Genomic DNA, 1,059 nt, shown 5'->3' on the forward strand with positions numbered 1-1,059 from the left:
GTCGGGCTACGCCCGCCCTACGCCGCAACCAGCGCGAACAAAGCGCCCGTCATACCCGTCACGCTGCTCGACGAAGGGGGTCCCTTTTGCACGCCGATAGGGGGTCCTTTTTGGACGCCGATTGACACACGTCAGATCCGCGGTAGCTTGTCCGCACGTCGAGCGCTGGCGACACACGGGTGAAGTTGTCGACGATCGACAGCACGCGGATCTTGCGCCCGTCGAACAGCTGGTCCGACAGAAAATCCATCGACCAGCAATCGTTGGGTGCCGTCGCCGGCGTCCGGTCATCGCGCAGCTTTGCTTTCACCTTGCGCTTGGGTGTCTTGTTGCGCAGCTGCAGCCCGAGTTCGCGGTACAGCCGATGAGTGCGCTTGTGGTTGATCTCCCAGCCCTCCCGTCGGAGCAGCACATGGATGCGTCGATACCCGTAGCGAACACGGGTCGCAGCCAACTCCTTGATCCGCATCTTTAGGCCGGCCTGATCGAGGCGGCGGGACCGATAGCGCTGGGTCGATCGATTGATCGGAAACGCGCCGCAGGCTCGCCGTTCGCTAACCTGGTAGCTCGCCTGCAGATAGCCGACGATCTCCCGGGCTCGACCAGGCCCTACATTTTTCGGCGGATGACATCCTGCAGCATCTCTTTGTCCAGGCTGAGGTTGGCCACCAGCCGCTTCAGCCGGACGTTCTCCTCTCCAGCACCTTCAGGCGCTTCATCTCCGACGGCATCAGCCCTCCGTATTTGCTACGCCATCGATAGTAGGTCTGGATCGATATGCCGGCCTTTCGGCAAACCTCCTCGACGGTTGTTCCATCCTCGGCCTGCTTGAGGATGAACGCTATCTGCTGCTCGCTGAACCTCGACTTCTTCATGGGCAAATTCCCTCGTCCGGCACCTGCCAAACCTAACCGGGAATTTCTCACAAAGAAGTAAGCGTCCGGTGACGGCGTCACCTCAAACGGGCCGGTAGTTCCACGGCAGCAGTTCAGCGACCCGTCGGGCCGGATGGTCGGCGATACGGCTGATGGTGTCGGCCAGCCAGGCCTCGGGGTCGAC

The 1,059-nt window shown here is 61.8% G+C and carries 1 protein-coding gene and 1 pseudogene; both read right to left on the minus strand.

The genetic code is table 11. From position 1 onward, the window contains the following. Positions 1-109: 109 nt before the first annotated feature. Positions 110-875, minus strand: a pseudogene (locus COA07_RS18665) (IS3 family transposase); the annotation flags it as partial. An 82-nt stretch (positions 876-957) separates the two neighbouring features. Then, positions 958-1,059 (minus strand): transposase domain-containing protein (locus COA07_RS17655; protein ID WP_141396567.1); only part of this gene is annotated, 102 nt, incomplete at its 5' end.

The sequence above is a fragment of the Sphingomonas adhaesiva genome, assembly GCF_002374855.1.
GTDB classification, from domain to species: Bacteria; Pseudomonadota; Alphaproteobacteria; order Sphingomonadales; family Sphingomonadaceae; genus Sphingomonas; species Sphingomonas adhaesiva.